Source organism: Aliisedimentitalea scapharcae (assembly GCF_045277565.1).
GTDB lineage: Bacteria > Pseudomonadota > Alphaproteobacteria > Rhodobacterales > Rhodobacteraceae > Aliisedimentitalea > Aliisedimentitalea scapharcae.
On record NZ_CP123584.1, the window covers coordinates 4,422,902 to 4,440,105 of the forward strand.

Annotated in this window: 18 protein-coding genes; 7 read left to right on the top strand and 11 right to left on the bottom strand. The window is 60.3% G+C overall.

The features are described 5' to 3' along the window. Positions 1–2: 2 nt before the first annotated feature. Positions 3–533: an invasion associated locus B family protein gene (locus tag QEZ52_RS20565; protein WP_406646740.1), complete on the bottom strand. Its 531-nt coding sequence runs from the start codon at positions 531–533 to the stop codon at positions 3–5. Between the two features lie 171 nt (positions 534–704). Here QEZ52_RS20565 and QEZ52_RS20570 point away from each other — a divergent pair, with 171 nt between their 5' ends. After that, positions 705–1,715, top strand: a complete 1,011-nt coding sequence (locus QEZ52_RS20570; protein WP_406646742.1) for an asparaginase — start codon at positions 705–707, stop codon at positions 1,713–1,715. Positions 1,716–1,733: 18 nt separating this feature from the next. Here the strand turns inward: QEZ52_RS20570 and QEZ52_RS20575 are convergent, their stop codons facing one another. Further along, entirely contained in the window at positions 1,734–2,108 is a 375-nt protein-coding gene (locus QEZ52_RS20575; RefSeq protein WP_406646744.1) for a hypothetical protein, read from the bottom strand. Positions 2,109–2,214: 106 nt separating this feature from the next. On the opposite strand from QEZ52_RS20575, the gene QEZ52_RS20580 reads away from it, so the two are divergent. After that, positions 2,215–3,150, top strand: coding sequence for a LysR family transcriptional regulator (locus QEZ52_RS20580; RefSeq protein ID WP_406646745.1), 936 nt, complete (start codon positions 2,215–2,217; stop codon positions 3,148–3,150). Between the two features lie 66 nt (positions 3,151–3,216). Next, entirely contained in the window at positions 3,217–3,945 is a 729-nt protein-coding gene (locus tag QEZ52_RS20585) for a metallophosphoesterase family protein (protein WP_406646746.1), read from the top strand. Positions 3,946–4,058: 113 nt separating this feature from the next. Here the strand turns inward: QEZ52_RS20585 and QEZ52_RS20590 are convergent, their stop codons facing one another. From QEZ52_RS20590 to QEZ52_RS20615, 6 genes are all read right to left on the bottom strand, one after another. Next, positions 4,059–5,015: a PLP-dependent cysteine synthase family protein gene (locus QEZ52_RS20590; RefSeq protein WP_406646747.1), complete on the bottom strand. Its 957-nt coding sequence runs from the start codon at positions 5,013–5,015 to the stop codon at positions 4,059–4,061. 78 nt (positions 5,016–5,093) lie between these two features. Then, positions 5,094–6,122, bottom strand: coding sequence for an L-threonine 3-dehydrogenase (tdh, locus tag QEZ52_RS20595; protein ID WP_406650594.1), 1,029 nt, complete (start codon positions 6,120–6,122; stop codon positions 5,094–5,096). A gap of 26 nt (positions 6,123–6,148) precedes the next feature. Next, positions 6,149–7,336 (bottom strand): glycine C-acetyltransferase, encoded by a 1,188-nt coding sequence (locus QEZ52_RS20600; RefSeq protein ID WP_406646748.1) that lies wholly within the window; start codon positions 7,334–7,336, stop codon positions 6,149–6,151. Between the two features lie 350 nt (positions 7,337–7,686). Then, positions 7,687–8,514 (bottom strand): hypothetical protein, encoded by an 828-nt coding sequence (locus QEZ52_RS20605; RefSeq protein WP_406646749.1) that lies wholly within the window; start codon positions 8,512–8,514, stop codon positions 7,687–7,689. Positions 8,515–8,611: 97 nt separating this feature from the next. Beyond that, positions 8,612–8,815 (bottom strand): hypothetical protein, encoded by a 204-nt coding sequence (locus tag QEZ52_RS20610; RefSeq protein ID WP_406646750.1) that lies wholly within the window; start codon positions 8,813–8,815, stop codon positions 8,612–8,614. Between the two features lie 216 nt (positions 8,816–9,031). Continuing rightward, on the bottom strand, positions 9,032–9,598 hold the full coding sequence (locus QEZ52_RS20615) for a helix-turn-helix domain-containing protein (protein ID WP_406646751.1): 567 nt from the start codon (positions 9,596–9,598) through the stop codon (positions 9,032–9,034). Positions 9,599–9,796: 198 nt separating this feature from the next. Between QEZ52_RS20615 and QEZ52_RS20620 the strand changes: the two genes are divergently transcribed. Then, a complete protein-coding gene (locus QEZ52_RS20620; RefSeq protein ID WP_406646752.1) occupies positions 9,797–10,972 on the top strand; it encodes an acetyl-CoA C-acyltransferase family protein in 1,176 nt (391 codons plus the stop codon). 89 nt (positions 10,973–11,061) lie between these two features. On the opposite strand, the gene QEZ52_RS20625 is transcribed toward QEZ52_RS20620, so the two are convergent. The 3 genes from QEZ52_RS20625 to ubiE are packed head-to-tail and all read right to left on the bottom strand — an operon-like array spanning position 11,062 to position 14,359. After that, entirely contained in the window at positions 11,062–12,048 is a 987-nt protein-coding gene (locus tag QEZ52_RS20625; protein WP_406646753.1) for a 4Fe-4S dicluster domain-containing protein, read from the bottom strand. Between the two features lie 25 nt (positions 12,049–12,073). Then, positions 12,074–13,603 (bottom strand): 2-polyprenylphenol 6-hydroxylase, encoded by a 1,530-nt coding sequence (ubiB, locus tag QEZ52_RS20630; protein ID WP_406646754.1) that lies wholly within the window; start codon positions 13,601–13,603, stop codon positions 12,074–12,076. A 3-nt stretch (positions 13,604–13,606) separates the two neighbouring features. After that, complete coding sequence (gene ubiE / locus QEZ52_RS20635; RefSeq protein ID WP_406646755.1) at positions 13,607–14,359, bottom strand: bifunctional demethylmenaquinone methyltransferase/2-methoxy-6-polyprenyl-1,4-benzoquinol methylase UbiE; 753 nt, start codon at positions 14,357–14,359, stop codon at positions 13,607–13,609. Between the two features lie 86 nt (positions 14,360–14,445). Here ubiE and mutM point away from each other — a divergent pair, with 86 nt between their 5' ends. The 3 genes from mutM to rpsT all read left to right on the top strand — a co-directional run bounded on the left by mutM (position 14,446) and on the right by rpsT (position 16,632). Further along, complete coding sequence (mutM, locus tag QEZ52_RS20640) at positions 14,446–15,297, top strand: bifunctional DNA-formamidopyrimidine glycosylase/DNA-(apurinic or apyrimidinic site) lyase (RefSeq protein WP_406646756.1); 852 nt, start codon at positions 14,446–14,448, stop codon at positions 15,295–15,297. A gap of 63 nt (positions 15,298–15,360) precedes the next feature. Beyond that, entirely contained in the window at positions 15,361–16,137 is a 777-nt protein-coding gene (locus tag QEZ52_RS20645; RefSeq protein WP_406646757.1) for an acryloyl-CoA hydratase, read from the top strand. Between the two features lie 231 nt (positions 16,138–16,368). Beyond that, complete coding sequence (gene rpsT, locus QEZ52_RS20650) at positions 16,369–16,632, top strand: 30S ribosomal protein S20 (RefSeq protein WP_406646758.1); 264 nt, start codon at positions 16,369–16,371, stop codon at positions 16,630–16,632. Positions 16,633–17,204: the final 572 nt, after the last annotated feature.

A 17,204-nucleotide genomic window follows, 5' to 3' on the forward strand; every position in this document is an offset into this window, starting at 1 on the left:
GATCAGCCGCCGCAGCGTTTGGACGCGTCGTCCACTGCCGCGGTAAAGCCCAACAGCGAAAATGTATCCTGGGTCTGTGTGCCCCGGGCGGACCGCGCGGTCAGCGTTGCCTGGGCTCCGCGTTTCATCGACGCGATGATTTTGGAATCATCGGCCTTGGTCGCGGGCCAGGCCCATTCCCCTTCGGTGAACAATTCATATTCGTCGTCACCGATCGCCATGTTGACGGTCGATCCCGGCGCAAACGGATATCCGCCGGTAAAGGTCACCTGACCTTTGACCCCGGCACCGGGCCGGTAGAACACGAACAGCAACACGTCGCTGCGCCGTACGGCAACCACACGGCCACCACGGGTGTTCACGGTTTCCTTGGGGGCCGAAACGCTCCAGCATTCGGTGGGGTTGTCCTCAACGAACACACTCCAGTCCGTCTTGGCGGCGACCCGGTTGGTGCTTTGATCCTGTGCGGATGCGATAGTGGCCATCCCGGCCAAACACAGGCCCGCGGCTATGCGGGCGAGTAGCGATGCCATTTGTCCAGACTCCAGACTGTCCTTAACCTCAATCTTCAGAAGCGCGCGCAGCGTTGCCTTCGCCGTCTCTCTTGTCGCACTCCGTCGCTTGCCGACACAACCACACTAACTTAGTTTGCGCCATGTGCGAAAGAGCGATTGGCAGGATTTCGCCAAGAAGTGAGGCAAAACATGACCCAAAATGTCCCGCAACCGGTCCCCATGGCCGAAATCTGGCGTGGCCCCTTTCTGGAAAGCGTGCATTCCGGCCACGCGGTGATCTGTGATGACACCGGCCAAATCGTGCGATCCTGGGGAAATCCGGACGCGCTGATCTATCCGCGCTCCTCGGCCAAGATGATTCAGGCCCTGCCATTGGTGACCTCGGGGGCGGCGGACAAATACGGCTTGACCAGCGAACAGCTGGCGCTGGCTTGCGCCTCGCACAATGGCGCGGCCATTCACACCACCCGCGTCAGCGCCTGGCTGGATCAGCTGGGGCTGGGGGATGACGACTTTCGCTGTGGTCCCCAGGACCCCGATGACCCGGACGCCCATCGCCATCTGATCAAAACCGATCAAAGCCCCTGCCAGATGCACAACAACTGCTCGGGCAAACACGCCGGGTTCCTCACGCTGACCCAACACATGGGGGCCGGTCCTGAATATATTGCCATGGATCACCCGGTCCAACAGGCCGCCCTGACCGCCTTCGAGGAAACAACCGGCATGGACAGCCCCGGTTTTGGCTTTGACGGCTGTTCAGCCCCCAATTTTGCCACCACTGTCACCGGGCTGGCCCGTTCAATGGCGTGGTTTGCCTCGGCCGCCGATCGCTCTGACCGTGCCTCGACCGCCGCGCAATCCCTGGCCGCGGCCATGATGAAACACCCCGACCTGGTCGCGGGCGAAGGCCGCGCCTGCACCAATCTGATGCGTGCCATGGACGGGCGCGTGGCGATCAAGACCGGTGCCGAAGCCGTGTTCATCGCCATCATCCCCGAAAAACGCATGGGCGTCGCGGTCAAGATCATCGACGGGGCCACCCGCGCCAGCGAATGCGCCATTGCCACGATTCTGGTCGGCCTGGGGGTTCTGGACCCCAATCACCCGGCGGCGCAGCAATACATGTCCCCACCGATCCTGAACCGGCGCGGTGTGACCTGTGGCGCGATCCGTCCCGGCGCGGCGCTCACGGCCTGACGCCGACGCGCCCCCGCTTCAGGCTGGTTGTTTTGCCGACCGCAGGACAATCAGCCCGAACACCAACATCGACGCCACGATGATCAGCGACCCGCCCTTGGCCAGGGCTTCGGTCTGCCCCCGTATGGCCATGGCGATGCCGGGAATGCTGACCACCAGCGATGCCAGCACCAGCGCAAAATGCAGCTTGGCCAACCCGCTGTCCGCAGCGCGCGGCATCAAGTGGTAATAAAACGCATAGATCGCACAGCTGACCCATCCCAGCAGGTTCAAATGCCCATGCGCCGGGGACAACGTGTGGTCCTGGCTGGCCGCCATCTGAATGCCCCACGCCATGCCCATCAATGCGGTGATCACCGCCAGCGCCATGAATACCAATGCAATACCTTTCATCCGTCCCTCCCATTCCGCCAGAGCTTTGATGCTCTTCTGGGTCAGTAGTTTGGGGATAGAAATGAAATATGGAAAATAGATAGATCTGATAGTATCAATTTACAGTATGAATTTCAGATCCTTCGATCTCAATCTCTTGCGGGTGTTCGACGCCCTGCTGGAAACCAATTCCACCACATTGGCCGGACAGAAAATCGGCCTGTCGCAACCCGCCGTTTCGGCGGCTCTGGCACGTCTCAGACATGCGCTGCAGGATCCGCTGTTCATCCGTCAGGGCCGCCAATTGGTACCGACCGATCTGGCCACTTCGCTGCGCGATCCCCTGCGTGATGTTCTGGCACAGACCGAAATGCTGTTGGCCCCCCGCGACACCTATGACCCGGCCCGCTCGGCCGAAGACTTCAAGATCTCGGGCAGCGATTTTTTTGCCGAAATGCTGCTGCCGCAATTGGCGCGCCACCTGTCCGACCACGCCCCCGGAATGCGGATCCAGATGGTCGATGTGGTTCCGGACCGTTTCACCGATGCCATAGACCACTACAATGTCGACATCGCCCTGGTCCCGGATACGCAATTTCCCGACTGGATCGAAACACGCCCGCTGTTCCGGTCCGAGTTTCGGGTGATTGCGCGCCGCGGCCACCCACAACTGTCCGCCACATCAGAGTCCCATATGTCGCTGGACCAATTTTGTGACCTGAACCACATCCTGTTCTCACCCGAAGGGGATTTTGCCGGATTGGGTGATCATGCGCTGACCGCCATCGGGCGCAGCCGTCAGGTGGTCATGACAATGCCGACCTTCGCGGGAATCTGCACCTCTGTGGCCCAAAGCGACCTAATCGCCATGATCCCACAGCAACTGGCCGACCGGCTGGCCCCCCAGATCGGGCTGCATGTGTTTCACCCGCCAATGCCTATGCCTGCGGCACACATCGTGATGATCTGGAACAAACGCTCGACAAACACGCCCGGTCACCGCTGGCTACGGGACCAGATCGCCCATCTTCTGACCCCGCTCGACGCCCGTGACGCCCGATAGCGCCCATACCCCTTTTCATGACCGCACCGCTGGGGCATCAAGGGCGCAGATCAGACCGGAGCCCCCATGACACGCCCAATCTATGCAATCGGAGACATCCACGGACAGCGCGACATGCTGGACACCGCCCTGGCCCGGATCGAAACGGATGGCGGCCCGGACGCCCGGGTCGTGTTTCTGGGCGATTACACAGATCGCGGCCCGGACAGCCGCGGTGTGATTGACCGCCTGATCCAGGGCCAACAGGAGGGGCGCGACTGGACCATGCTGTTGGGCAACCACGACCGCATGTTTTCCATGTTCGTCGAAGAGTATCCGCGCAATGATTCCCAATTGCTGGTGGGCTATCACTGGTTGCATGATCGGCTGGGTGGTGTTGAAACCCTGGCCTCTTATGGGGTGCCGGTCGGGGACGGCGACAGGATCTTTCGGATCCACGCCCAGGCCCGCGCCGCCGTGCCCCGCGCCCATGTCGATTTCCTGAACAGCCTGAAACCCTATCACCAGGACGGCGAGCTGCTGTTTGTCCATGCCGGCATTCGCCCGGGCATCGCGCTGGCAGATCAAACCGAAGATGATCTGATCTGGATCCGTCACGATTTTCTAAACGACCAGACGGTGCACCCCTGGCTGGTCGTACACGGGCACACCCCCGCCAAACAGGCCGAACACCGGGGCAACCGCGTCAACCTGGATCAGGGGGCCGGCTATGGCCACCCGCTGGCCTGCGCGGTCTTCGAAGGGCGCAGCTGTGCCCTGTTGACGGACCACGGCCGCGTCCCGCTCCTGCCCTGAACGCCCGCTCCCAGAGCACCGTGGCGCTCCCGCCCCTTTGTCGTGTGCTGACGCACCCTCAAAGCGTTGGGCCGGGCAGTGCTGCGCACTGCGGGCATACGGCCAACTCAGGTCTAACCCCACAGATCCGTGGACAGATACTTCAACCCGCTGTCACAGATAACGACCCCGACAACGCCGCCCCTTTGCGGCCCCGCCAACAGATCCAGCGCCGCCGCCACATTGGCCCCGGCGGAAAACCCGGCAAAGATCCCCTCTTCCCGCGCCAGGGCCCGCGTGGCCTGTCGCGCCTGTTCGCCGGACACCTGCAGGAATCCATCTGCCTGCACGCCCTGCAACAGCGACAGATCAGGCATTGCATACCCTCCACCCTGAATCGGATGTCCCGGTGCCTGCGCCGCCGCCCCGGACAATACCGCAGCCCCCTGCGGCTCGACCAGATACCCCCGGATCCCCGGATCCCGCGCGCGCAGCGCCCGGATCGTCCCGGCAAAGGTTCCCCCTGACCCGGCAAAATCCGCAAATGCGGTCAGGCTTTCGTCGGAATCGGCCCACAACTCGGGTCCGGTGGTGGCAAAATGTGCCGCCGCATTCCCGGAGCGTTCGAATTGATCCGCGCGGAACGCATCCCTGTCAGCGGCAACCTGGCGCGCGACACGATCCACTTCGGCCAGATCCGCGCCCGAAACCTCGCCCGGGACCGACCCGGCCACCTGATCCACCAGAACAACCTCGGCCCCCAACGCCGCCATCATCCGGGCGCGTTCCACAGAATTGCCCCGGCTCATCACCGCGACAAAGGGATAGCCCCTGATCCCACAGACGATGGCCAGACCGGTGCCCATATTGCCACTGGTCAGCTCGACCACCGTCTGGCCCGGACGCAACGCTCCGCTGGCCTCGGCCTCCTCAATGATGCCCTTGGCCGCGCGATCCTTTTTAGAAAACCCCGGATTCAGATAATCCAGCTTGGCCAGAATGCGCCCCTCCAGCCCCCGCGCCCGAACCATCCTGTCCAGCCAGACCGACGGTGTGCCCCCGATCACGTCCAATATCGACCCTACCGCCATGTGCCTGTTCCTGCTTCTTTCTGGTCCAAAATACCTCGGGGTGAATGCCCCAACGGGGCAGAGGGGCAGCGCCCCTTCTTACCGCCAGTTCAGCACAACCTTGCCCGATCGCCCGGACTTCATGGCTGCAAACCCCTGCTCAAACGCATCCACTCCAAACTGATGCGTGATCACTTTGCTAACGTCCAAACCGTTCTGCAACATCGCAATCATCTTGTACCAGGTCTCGAACATTTCGCGCCCATAGACGCCTTTGATCGTGATGGCCTTGAACACGATGCGGCTCCAATCCACCGGCGATTTCCCTGGCGGAATCCCCAACAAGGCGATCTTGCCGCCCATCACCAATGCCTCGACCATCTGGTCCAACGCGGCCTGACTGCCCGACATCTCCAACCCGACGTCAAAGCCCTCCTTCATGCCCAATTCGGCAATGACATCATTCAGGTCCTCGCGGGTCACATCAATCGCGCGCACCGTGGGCACCACATGCTGGGCCAGCTGCAACCGGTCGGCATTGATGTCGGTGATCGCCACATGTCGCGCGCCCGCGTGCCGGGCAACGGCGGCGGCCATGATCCCGATCGGGCCTGCCCCGGTGATCAGCACGTCTTCGCCCAGCAGATCAAAGGACAACGCCGTGTGCACCGCATTGCCCAGCGGGTCCAGAATGGCACCGATCTCGTCCGGGATGTCATCGGGCAACGGCACCACGTTGAACGCCGGCAGGCGCAGGTATTGCGCAAAGGCCCCCTGTTCATTGACCCCGATTCCCCGGGTGCCCGGATCCAGATGGAATTTCCCCGACCGCGCCTGACGGCTGTCATGCCCCACCAGATGCCCTTCGCCGGAACAGCGCTGACCGATCTGCAACCCGTCGACATCGCGCCCGATCTCGACGATTTCACCGGCGAATTCATGCCCGGTGATCATCGGCACCGGCACCGTGGCCGACGCCCAGTCATCCCAGTTCCAGATATGGATGTCGGTCCCACAGATCCCGGTCTTGTTGATGCGGATCAACACCTCGTCAGGCCCGATCTCGGGCACCGGCGCGCGCACCATCCACAACCCTTCCTGCGGGTGGGATTTCTCCAGCGCTTTCATGGTGTTCGGCCGTGCAACTGACTGGCTCATGTGATCACCCCCAATGCCTTGCCCACCTTGCCAAACGCCGCCAGCGCCCGGTCCAGTTCCGCGCGGGTCAGCGCCGCGTTCATCTGGGTGCGGATCCGCGCCTGCCCTTTGGGCACCACCGGAAAGAAAAAGCCCGACACATACACCCCTTCGTCAAACAGCTGCGATGCCATCTCCTGGGCCAACTTGGCATCGCCCAACATCACCGGAATAATGGGGTGTTCACCGGGCAACAGATCAAACCCCAAACGCTCCAGCCCCGCCCGCCAATAGCGCGCATTTTCAAACAGCTGGGCGCGCTGATCGGCCCCCTCTTCCACCAACCGCAGGGCTTCGATCCCGGCGGCCACAATGCTGGGCGGCAGCGAATTAGAGAACAAATAGGGCCGCGCCCGCTGCCGCAGCAGGTCGATCACTGGCTGCGGCCCGGCGATATAACCGCCGATTGCCCCCCCCAATGCCTTGCCCAAGGTTCCCGTCACGATGTCCACATCCACACCAAAATGATCCGGCGTCCCCGCCCCATTCGGCCCCATGAACCCGGTGGCATGACAATCATCCACCATCAACACAGCGTCGTATTTGTCGGCCAGGGCCCGGATTTCCGGCAGCTTGGCCAGATAGCCGTCCATCGAAAACACACCGTCCGTGGCGATCATGATGTGACGCGCGCCATCTTCGCGGGCCTGTTTCAACCAGGCCTCCAGATCGTTCATGTCGCTGTTCAGATACCGGTACCGTTTCGCCTTGCACAGCCGCACCCCGTCGATGATCGACGCATGATTCAAACTGTCCGAAATCACCGCGTCCTCGGGACCCAACAGCGGTTCAAACAACCCGCCATTGGCATCAAAACAGGCGGCAAACAGGATCGCATCATCCTTGCCCAGAAAATCGGCCAGCTTTTGTTCCAGCTCGCGGTGAATGTCCTGCGTGCCACAGATGAACCGCACCGATGCCATGCCGAACCCCTTGGGCTCCATCACCGATTTCGCGGCTTCGATCAGCGCGGGATGATCCGCCAACCCCAGATAATTGTTGGCACACAGATTGATGACCCGACTGTCACCAACCATGATCTCCCCCCCCTGGGGCGAGGTGATCATGCGTTCGCGTTTATACAGACCGTCCTGTTCGATCTGGGTCAACGTGGCAGAGATATCGTTCAAAAAGGCTGCGGACATGATGTGGCTCCCGTGTTCGAGTCACCATCTACCATAACGGAAGAAATTCCGAAATAGAGGATTTCCCCCATCACGGAAAATTTTCCGCAAAGGTGGAATTGGTCCCAGCATGTCGACACATCACGCCAAGCCGGACCTCACCGTCAAACTCAACGGCTGTGTCTCGTAAAGTGACAGGGTTTCCTTAGCCCGGCACCGCCGGCCAGCCCCCGACCCTCCCCACGGGAGGGGGCTTTACCCCCACCCAGGTGTTCGCATTCATTAGGTTTGATCCCCCATTTCTTTGGGTTTGATAGCGGGAGAGTGCCCAAATCCGCGTCCTATCCGGGATCGCCCATAGCTGCTATCCATCACGCACAAGCCTCCAGTTTAATGTCGTCCGTGTGCGTGTCGGCGTAGTCGATCCCATACAAAGCCCAAGAGATCACCTGGGTTGCTTCCAGTTTCTCAAGCGACCTCTTGGGGAACCGATTCGCGCCCGGTTCTCGCTTGAACCGATGGTGGAGCAGCTCGTAATCATTGCCCTCCCATGCATAGTCCTGAGCGTGGTGCATGTTCCGTACCTGCTGGAACTTGGGGTGAGCATTGGTGTCCACGACCCCGATGCCAAGCTCTCGCTCCATATTCTGGGTCGCTTCGAGAAGGTTGACCTCGTCCATGTTGATCGTGACCACACGGTCGAACCCCCATGACCAGAGCGGGTGGCGTTGCTCTTTGACATGCACGTCGGCACCGCCGGACCAAGTCAGGTCTTCACCAAGCAACGCCTGATAGTAGTCCTGCATGGACAGCCCATCGACAGCAGGGTCATGCCCTACCTTCGCTTTCACCAGCTCGTCGATCAGTTTGAACTGAACAGCGTGGCGGAACTGCGAGACAAGGCGGCGGGCCGGGTTGCGTGTGTACCTGACCAGCGTCCACCCTTTGCCCTTGGCGTCGAAGATCTCACGCAGGCGCTGCTGGTACTGCCACCCCCTGTAGTAGACCTGTGTGCGGTATTGGTGAGGCCAGTAATGGAAGTGATTGCAGGCAGGCAGGAGACCTTCTTTCAGGAAGTGCCACACCGCGAGGTGGGTGCAGGCAGACTTGGGGGACCACGCGATCGCTACGTTGTGCTGCCGCAGGAGAAGCGGACGCGGCTCTACGAAAGCTGGATTGTCGAAGGTGTGGATGGTCATGCTTTTACGCTCCAAAAGGAATGTCCAGCGTCAGGCGCAGGGAGCTCTTAATGAATTACTCAGGGTTGTAAACGGTAAGGGTGTCCGAAGTGGACACTTAGGCCCCCATGCGTTTCTGCAAAAGAGCAACAGGGGAGGCATTGACCTGCTCGATGCCGGTGCCACAGAAGCTGACCAGAGCGGCCACCTTGACGGGCGTAATGCCCCGCTCACGGCACCTGTGCATCAACCAGAAACCGTCCCGTTTGGTACCCTCAGGATCGAAGCAAAGGTCGATCATGTCAGGGAAGTGTTTGGACATGTGGCCCATGCCTGACGCCTTGTTTCAACTCTGGTGTCATTCACTGTCCGCCGAAAACATGTCTGGAATAGGCTGCCTTAAACCGTCTACTCAGTTCGCGGCGCTTCGCTTAACTAGGACAATAGCCCGATCCGGAACTCGCGACATTTCCAGTTCCTCAAGCAACTCGATAAATGACTTCATGTCGGCTTCAGAAATGCGCAATAGCCTCTCCGATCAGGCGTTCTTCACAATCAAAAACACCCGCGCTGCACCTTCGGGCGCGGTAATCGCATGGGCCACATCTGCCGCGTACCGCGCGGTGTCTCCGGCCTGCAATTGGTGTTCGGCCGCGCCGGAACGGACATGGATTTTGCCCTCCAGCACCGTCAGCTGCTCCATGGCCCCCCGCGTATGGGGTTGGCTGTTCAGCGCGCCGCCCTGATCGAACCTTATGTCATAGACCTCGTGCCCACCGGCCTCTTCGGGGGGGGACAGAATGCGGATGCGGCACCCCTGACCCATGTTTTCGATCTTGGGCACGTCCACGGCCCGCAAAACCTCGATCCGGTCCTGGCTGTCGCCGACATCCAGCAACCCGGCAAAATCCACCTGCAAGGCGCGGGTCAGGTTCCACAGGGTCGCGATGGTCGGGCTGCTTTCGCCGCGTTCGATCTGGCTGACCATGGATCGGGACACGCCCGACAGGTTCGCCACCGCCTCGAGCGATAGACCCTGCGCGCGGCGCGCCTCTTTCAGGCGGGCAGGCAGGCGGGTCAGGATGTCGTCAGAATGTTCCGTCATAGTGGATTCCCTGCGCCTTTGGCGGCAATTTGTCAATTCTCCCGCACGGCCCATGATGCTGCGTTGCGGCGGTGCACGGGTGGTGCACGCAGGGTGCACGGATCGTGCCCCCCCTGTTTTCAGTGACGGCACGTTGTACAAGACAGAAGATGCTGCATCTGCATAATACGCCCAAATGCTCATGAGGAGAGAGACACCATGACCGATATCGTCATCCTGGACGGCGCCCGCACCGCCATCGGCACCTTTGGCGGCAGCCTGGCCAATACCGCCCCCATCGACCTGGCCACCACGGTCTCGCAGGTGGCCATGGAACGCGCGGGCGTGGACCCGGCCCAGATCGGTCACGTGGTGTTTGGCCATGTCATCAACACCGAACCCCGCGACATGTATCTCAGCCGCGTGGCCGCCATGCAGGCGGGCATTCCCAACGGCACCCCGGCGATGAACGTCAACCGATTGTGCGGATCCGGTGCCCAGGCAATTGTGTCGGGGATTCAGTCGCTTATGCTGGGTGACGCCGACTTTGCCCTGACTGGTGGGGCCGAAAACATGTCGCGCAGCCCGTTCATTACCCCCCAAACCCGCTGGGGTGCCAAGATGGGCGATGTCAAATCGCTGGACATGATGCTGGGGGCACTGAACTGCCCGTTTGGCACCGGACACATGGGGGTGACGGCCGAAAACGTCGCTGACGAACATGACATCACCCGCCAGCAGATGGATGATTTCGCCATGGCAAGCCAGACCCGCGCTGCCGCCGCCATCGAGGCCGGGTATTTCCAAAGCCAGATCGCCCCGGTCGAGGTCAAGGTCAAACGCGACATGGTCCCGTTTGAGGTCGACGAACACCCCAAGGCAACCACCGGCGAAGCGCTGGCCGGATTGCGCGCCGTATTCAAAAAGGACGGACGCGTAACTGCTGGAAATGCAAGCGGAATTAATGATGGTGCGGCGGCGATCGTCTTGGCAAATGCGGATGCTGCCGAACGGGCCGGCCTGAAGCCACGGGCCCGCATTCTGGGCTACGCCCACGCCGGTGTCCGCCCAGAAGTCATGGGTATCGGCCCGGTCCCGGCGGTCCAGAACCTGCTGGCCAAAACCGGCCTGTCGGCCAGCGATTTCGACGTTGTTGAATCCAACGAAGCCTTTGCCGCACAGGCGTTGGCCGTAAACAAGGAACTGGGTCTGGACCCGGCCAGGGTCAACCCCAACGGCGGCGCCATCGCCCTGGGTCACCCGGTCGGTGCAACCGGTGCCATCATCACCATCAAGGCGCTCTACGAGCTGGAGCGGATCGGTGGGTCCAAGGCGTTGATTACCATGTGCATTGGGGGCGGCCAGGGGATTGCATTGGCCATCGAACGCCTGTGAATTTAGGGGGTTGGGGGCGCTGCCCCCTCTGGGCCGTTGGCCCATTCACCCCCGAGGTATTTTAGACCAGAAAGAAGCAGGAGCGCGGGTCATGGATCCGCGTTTCTATGCGCGCGCCGCGCCAGTTTGGCGGCCAGGTTCGGGCCAACCCCCGGGAGCGACCAGGGACAGACAGCGATGCAAATTGCGCAGCCGTGGTGCTGGTTGAAGAAGGGCAGGCATTTGTCAAAATCGACATACCATTTATCAGCACCGCGCACGGTTTGCTTGTCTGCCGAGAGCGCCTGGGGCGGGCAGGCATCCTCGCAGATCCGGCAATTCTGACAGAACCCATCGATCCCGTGGTTTTGCGCTGGGGTGACCGGAAGCGGCGCATCGGTCAACACCGCCGACAGGCGGAACGCCGCGCCCAGATCCGGATTGATGATCGAGCCATGTTTGCCCAATTCGCCAAAGCCGCAGGCCAACGCCGGGGGAATCATGGTCAGTGCGCCGGTCATGGGACCAGTGAGCGGGTCCGCCTGCCAGCCTTGGGTCCGCAACCATCCAGCGATTGACTTGGCACCCAGTGCAGCGCGGCGGTATTGCTCCATCACATCCAGGCCCGCCACGGCATCGGGGGCGGTTTTCAGCGCGTCATAATCGTGGTGCACACCCAGCATGATCACCCGAGGCAAGGTGATGTCATGCCCATCAACGATCCAGTCCGGATCGATTTCGGCAACCCCGATCAATTCGCACACCCCATCCGCAACAAAGGTCGCCAGACCCGTGGACCAGTCCTGCTGCGAGCGTGCAACCGTCTGGTCCGCAACAGCCGGGAGCGGCGCATCCAGAACCGCCTGCCGGCCGACTCTGGCCTCGGCAAACCGGGGATCCCGCGCCGATTGGGCATAGAAATACAGCTGAAGATCACCGTGCGGGATATCGCCAGGGTCCGGTGCCCAATAGACCATGCGCGCCGGACGCGGAACCGTTTCACCCAGCCCGTTGACCGCATTGCCGCTGAGGTCGGGCCAAAGCGCCATTTGTTCCGGGTCGGGAACAAATGGGCGATATGGGTTCTTGCGTACCATGGTCGAACCCTAGCACGCTGTGACGTCAAATCACCTGAGAAATGATCGCCGCGATTGCGGCCCCAACCCCGACGCCAATCAGGGCCGGTTTCCATCGGCTTGTGAACCCTGTGTCAGACGCGTCTTTGGGGTTGGATTGGGCAATCAGCGCCTGTTCGACCAACGCGGGCAAGCGGGGGCCAAAGCGGGCCAGAACCTTGGCCACCGTGAACAAGTCCGATGCAATGGCACGCGGGCCGATTGACCCTTTTATGTAGTCTTCGACAACGGGATGGGCGACTTCCCAGATATTGATCCGCGGATCGAGCGAACGTGCCACCCCTTCGACCACAACCATGGTGCGTTGCAACAGGATCAGTTCAGTCCGGGTTTCCATGCCAAAGCGTTCGGTGACCTCGAACAGGTAATTCAGCAGCCGTCCCATGGAAATATGGTCTGCATCCATGCCAAAGATCGGCTCGCCCACAGCGCGCAGAGCACGGGCGAATTCGTCCACGTCGCGGTTGGCAGGGACATAACCGGCTTCGAAATGCACCTCGGCAACGCGTTTGTAATCGCGCCGGATGAACCCAAACAGGATTTCGGCATAGACCCGGCGCGTGTATTCGTCGATGTGACCCATGATACCAAAATCATAGGCGATGATGTCACCATTCGGGGCGACCTTGAGATTGCCCTGGTGCATGTCCGCGTGGAAATACCCGTCGCGCAGCGCGTGGTTCAGAAACAGCGACAGCACCCGTTCGCCCAGCGCGCGTCGATCATGGCCCGCCGCATCCAGCGCATCATTGTCCCCCAAAGGCGCACCATCAGCCCAGCCCAGCGTCATGACGCGGCGGGCAGACAGATTCCACAGGATCGGCGGCAATTGGAATCCGGCGTCATTGACCGTATTGGCGGCGAATTCCGACGCTGCCGCGCTCTCCAATCGCAAGTCGAGCTCACCCTGTACCACGCCATCGAAATGCTCGATGACATCCATGGGCCGCAACCGCCGCGCGCCGGGGGCAAAGAGATCAACAATCCGGGCTGCAAAATAGAACGCATCAACGTCCTTTTTGAACGCCTTTTCGATGCCGGGGCGCAGAACCTTGACGGCGACGTCCTGTCCTGTGTCCGCCAGGCGGGCCCGATGCACCTGGGCAATTGACGCCGCCGCAATCGGTTCGCTGAATTCGGAAAACAGCTGGTCAACCGGGACACCCAGTTCCTTTTCGACTTCGGCCATGGCTTCGGCCTTGGAAAAGGGGGGCAATTTGTCCTGAAGCACCCGCAGCTGCTGGGCCAGATCGTCGCCCACAACGTCGGGGCGGGTCGAAAGCACCTGACCGAATTTGATATAGGCCGGGCCCAGCGCGGTCAGTGCCCGCGTGGCGGGGGGCATGTCGGGATCACCCTTGTAGCCCAGCCATTTGAACGGCCAGCCCAGCGCATGCGCCACGAACCGCAGCGGTGCGGGGGCCTCGAACGCATCCAGCACCACATTCATGGCACCGGTGCGCTCCAGCGTGGCGCCCGTTCGGATCAGGCGAATGATGTTATGGGGTCCGCGCATGGGTCAGATCTTCCAACCAGAGTGCAGGGCAGCAATGCCCATTGACAGGTTGCGATACTTGGCATTTTCGAAACCGGCAGTGCGCACCATGCCCAGAAAAGTATCCTGATCGGGGAAGTTGCGGATGGATTCCACCAGATATTGGTAACTGTCGTAATCATCGGCAATCAATTTGCCCATGCGGGGGATCACATTGAAGCTGTAGAGATCATAGGCCTTTTGCATGGCCGCGTTGGGCAACTGGCTGAACTCCAGCACCATCAGGCGGCCACCGGGTTTCAGCACACGGAACGCTTCGTTCAGCGCGTCCTGCGGGCGGGTGACGTTCCTGATCCCGAATGAGATGGTGTAGACGTCAAAGGTATTGTCCTTGAACGGCAGCGCCATGGCGTCGCCGGTGACCCAATCCAGGCTGTCGGCCATGCGGGCAGCTTCGGCACGTTTGCGCCCTTCGACCAGCATGGGTTCGGTCAGGTCCAGAACCGTAGAATGTCCATGACCGGCCCGTTCCAGAAACCGGAACGAGATATCCCCCGTGCCGCCAGCCACGTCCAGCAGACGTTGTCCCGGGCGCGGTGCCAGCCAATCCATCATCGCGTCCTTCCAGACACGGTGGATGCCGACACTCATCACATCATTCATGATGTCGTATTTCGACGCGACCGAATTGAACACGCCCTGAACGCGCCCGGCCTTTTCGTCCTCGCGGACGGTTTCGAACCCGAAATGGGTGGTATTGTCGGATCTGTCGGTCATACGGGTTGCCGTTTCCTGGATTTTCGCCCTTGTTATAGGCTGCTGGAGGCCGGGTACAATGCGGCCCATTGGATAGGAGCCATGTAATGCCTGAATTGCCCGAGGTCGAGACCGTCCGGCGCGGTTTGCAACCGGCCATGGAAGGCGCGGTCATAGCCCAGGCACGGGTCAACCGCCCCGATCTGCGCTGGCCCTTTCCTAACCGCATGGCAGATCGTTTGACCGGTGCCCGTGTCAATCAGCTGCGGAGGCGGTCGAAATACATTCTTGCCGACCTGGATTCAGGCGAAACGTTGCTGGTGCATTTGGGCATGTCGGGGCGGATGACCGTATCAGGCGATCCATTGGGGCAGTTCGTCCACGACCATCCCCAGGCGCAAAAACATGACCATGTGGTGTTTGACATGGATAATGGCGCGCGCATCACATTCAACGACCCACGCCGATTTGGTGCGATGGACCTGCTGGACACCGCCACGGCCGATCAACACAAACTGTTGGCCGTGCTGGGACCCGAACCACTGGGCAATGATTTTCACGAACAACATCTGATCGATTCCTTTCGAAACAAGAACAGTCCGGTGAAATCGGCGTTACTGGATCAAAGAATCGTCTCGGGGCTTGGTAACATTTACGTTTGCGAAGCCCTGTTTCGGTGCGGAATTTCGCCACGTCGCAAAGCTGGGCAGATTTCAGCCACCCGCGTCGCCAGCCTGGTTCCGGTCATCCGAACGGTCCTGCAAGACGCCATAGCAGCAGGCGGTTCTTCGCTCAAGGATTTCCGTCAAGCTGATGGAGAACTTGGATATTTTCAACATTCCTTTGATGTTTACGGACGGGAAGGCGCCCCCTGCAAACGGAATGGCTGTGATGGGACAATAGATAGAATCACTCAATCCGGACGCTCATCTTTCTACTGCGCGCAATGCCAAAGATAGCTTGATCGAGATGTGTCGCGTGATAAGGAATCGTCCCTGAACGGAACAACGAAAGCAGTGAATATGGCCTTTGAGACGATCAACGTCGACATTCAGGACCACGTATCCCTCATCAAGCTGAACCGCCCCGACGCGTTGAATGCCCTGAACACCCAGTTGTTGGGCGAATTGTGCGCCGCGCTGGAAGAAGCCGATGCCAACGACAAAGTGCGTTGTATTGTGCTGACCGGATCCGAAAAAGCCTTTGCTGCTGGTGCGGACATCAAAGAAATGTCGGCAATGAGCTTTGTCGATGTGTCCAAGATCAACCTGTTCGCCGACGTCAATGATCGTATCGCCGCCATCCGCAAGCCCATCATCGCCGCTGTCAGCGGATATGCGTTGGGCGGCGGGTGCGAAGTGGCCATGATGTGCGATTTCATCATCGCATCGGACACGGCCAAATTCGGTCAGCCCGAAATCAACCTGGGTGTTATCGCCGGGATGGGTGGCAGCCAACGCCTGACCCGTTTTGTGGGCAAGTCCAAAGCTATGGACATGAACCTGACCGGTCGCTTCATGAATGCCGAAGAGGCAGAACGCTCTGGTCTGGTGTCGCGCGTCGTGCCCGCCAAAAAGCTGATCGAAGAGGCCCTGGGGGCCGCACAGAAGATCGCCGAAAAATCCATGCTGACCGCGATGACCGCCAAGGAGGCGGTGAACCGCAGCTACGAACTGACGCTGAGCGAAGGCATGTTGTTCGAACGCCGGGTTTTCCATTCGATGTTTGCAACCGAAGATCAAAAGGAAGGCATGGCGGCCTTTCTGGAAAAACGTCAGGCCCAGTTCCGCGACAAGTAAGACGCAGGACATCTCCGATCCCGAGGGGCAGGCCGATGGGTCTGCCCTTTTGCGTTCGGGGTCGGAAATGGCGAAAACGGTTCCCGGCTTGCCAATTGCGCCCAAGTTGGCTAAAGACCCGGCCATACATGCGCGTGCGGCCCGCTCTGGCTAGAATCACACCGGTGACCTGATCCGGGTTGGCTTGGCATTGCGCTTAGAAATCGAACCCGAATACAAAGGTCAAATACCATGGCAAATTCGCCTCAGGCAAAAAAACGCGCCCGTCAGAACGAAAAGCGTTTCGCTGTCAACAAAGCCCGTCGTTCGCGCATCCGCACCTTCCTGCGTAAAGTCGAAGAAGCAATCGAATCCGGCAACAAAGAAGAAGCAACTGCTGCTCTGCGCGCTGCTCAGCCCGAATTGATGCGCGGCGTGACCAAAGGCGTTTTCCACAAGAACACCGCCTCGCGCAAGGTTTCGCGCCTGTCCGCCCGCGTCAAAGCGCTGGGCTAATTCTGGGTCTCCCCCGGGAATCGGTGACCGTTCGGCATCTGTTCGGACAAGATCTGAATTAACAAATCTGGAAGGCGTTGCAGGATTGCAGCGCCTTTTTTGTTCTCTTGGCCCCAACCCGGCTTCTGCTGCAAGCGCGAGAGATTCTTTATCCCCAAAGCCTGAGTCAACAGCATAGTTTCGTTGCTGGGAGGGGGACGAAATTGCTACCAAGGTTTCAGCGATTCACTCGCTTGGGGGGACAGGCTGGATCCGGAACATCCGATGGGCATCGGAAGCTTTGGAGACGACTGTCGGGATACTGTTTAGAATGGCGGCATCCTGATGCGCTATGATCCGGTCACTCACCGGTGTTTGGCCCTGTCTATAAAATGAGTGTGTAACGGTTTTGTTTCAGAGGATCGTCCGTGCTGGATAGCGGATGATTTTGGGGGACATATTTGTCGTTATGTCTGCACAGACAACGGTGTCGGCTTTCCGGCAGCGACCGGTATTTTGGTGTGTGAATCCTAATGGTCCTGAGACCAACGAAAAAAATGACATAATGGCCGAAATGGCCAGCTTTGGGATGC

What these genes read in the sequence shown, in the direction of transcription:
- QEZ52_RS20565 (WP_406646740.1), bottom strand. Translation starts at nt 533, where the DNA reads ATGGCATCGCTACTCGCCCGCATAGCCGCGGGCCTGTGTTTGGCCGGG.
- QEZ52_RS20570 (WP_406646742.1), top strand. Translation starts at nt 705, where the DNA reads ATGACCCAAAATGTCCCGCAACCGGTCCCCATGGCCGAAATCTGGCGT.
- QEZ52_RS20575 (WP_406646744.1), bottom strand. Translation starts at nt 2,108, where the DNA reads ATGAAAGGTATTGCATTGGTATTCATGGCGCTGGCGGTGATCACCGCA.
- QEZ52_RS20580 (WP_406646745.1), top strand. Translation starts at nt 2,215, where the DNA reads ATGAATTTCAGATCCTTCGATCTCAATCTCTTGCGGGTGTTCGACGCC.
- QEZ52_RS20585 (WP_406646746.1), top strand. Translation starts at nt 3,217, where the DNA reads ATGACACGCCCAATCTATGCAATCGGAGACATCCACGGACAGCGCGAC.
- QEZ52_RS20590 (WP_406646747.1), bottom strand. Translation starts at nt 5,015, where the DNA reads ATGGCGGTAGGGTCGATATTGGACGTGATCGGGGGCACACCGTCGGTC.
- tdh (WP_406650594.1), bottom strand. Translation starts at nt 6,122, where the DNA reads ATGAAAGCGCTGGAGAAATCCCACCCGCAGGAAGGGTTGTGGATGGTG.
- QEZ52_RS20600 (WP_406646748.1), bottom strand. Translation starts at nt 7,336, where the DNA reads ATGTCCGCAGCCTTTTTGAACGATATCTCTGCCACGTTGACCCAGATC.
- QEZ52_RS20605 (WP_406646749.1), bottom strand. Translation starts at nt 8,514, where the DNA reads ATGACCATCCACACCTTCGACAATCCAGCTTTCGTAGAGCCGCGTCCG.
- QEZ52_RS20610 (WP_406646750.1), bottom strand. Translation starts at nt 8,815, where the DNA reads ATGTCCAAACACTTCCCTGACATGATCGACCTTTGCTTCGATCCTGAG.
- QEZ52_RS20615 (WP_406646751.1), bottom strand. Translation starts at nt 9,598, where the DNA reads ATGACGGAACATTCTGACGACATCCTGACCCGCCTGCCTGCCCGCCTG.
- QEZ52_RS20620 (WP_406646752.1), top strand. Translation starts at nt 9,797, where the DNA reads ATGACCGATATCGTCATCCTGGACGGCGCCCGCACCGCCATCGGCACC.
- QEZ52_RS20625 (WP_406646753.1), bottom strand. Translation starts at nt 12,048, where the DNA reads ATGGTACGCAAGAACCCATATCGCCCATTTGTTCCCGACCCGGAACAA.
- ubiB (WP_406646754.1), bottom strand. Translation starts at nt 13,603, where the DNA reads ATGCGCGGACCCCATAACATCATTCGCCTGATCCGAACGGGCGCCACG.
- ubiE (WP_406646755.1), bottom strand. Translation starts at nt 14,359, where the DNA reads ATGACCGACAGATCCGACAATACCACCCATTTCGGGTTCGAAACCGTC.
- mutM (WP_406646756.1), top strand. Translation starts at nt 14,446, where the DNA reads ATGCCTGAATTGCCCGAGGTCGAGACCGTCCGGCGCGGTTTGCAACCG.
- QEZ52_RS20645 (WP_406646757.1), top strand. Translation starts at nt 15,361, where the DNA reads ATGGCCTTTGAGACGATCAACGTCGACATTCAGGACCACGTATCCCTC.
- rpsT (WP_406646758.1), top strand. Translation starts at nt 16,369, where the DNA reads ATGGCAAATTCGCCTCAGGCAAAAAAACGCGCCCGTCAGAACGAAAAG.